The organism is Alkalibacterium sp. m-11 (assembly GCF_054658155.1).
This window is the reverse complement of record NZ_BAAGIR010000450.1, coordinates 1-292: the sequence shown is the minus strand read 5'-3', so window position 1 is coordinate 292 and position 292 is coordinate 1. Positions and strand designations below refer to the sequence as shown.

Here is a 292-nt window from a genome sequence, read left to right as displayed (position 1 = left end):
GCAAGAAAAAGTGAAGTATATTATTCGTTTAAAAGTCAATGCACGACTGAAGAACATGGCTCAACAAAAGGTCCTTTACGCACCAGATACAGACTTTACACATAAAGAATCACAGTATTTCAAGATTAATTATCAAGCTAAATCTTGGGAAACGGGTCGTAAAGCAGCTGTAAAGGCCACTCGAGAAGCTGGCGAACTCTTATTTACGACGTTTGAGTTTATCGTATCAAATTTCGTTGATATACCTGCCCAAACAGTGTACAAGCTCTACCAAAAGAGAGGGACAATGGAA

General features: G+C 38.7%; 1 protein-coding gene. It reads left to right on the top strand.

The annotated features are described in order from the left end of the window. A partial coding sequence (locus ACYQ2O_RS13150; RefSeq protein ID WP_459796829.1) for a transposase occupies nucleotides 1–292 on the top strand: 292 nt, incomplete at both ends.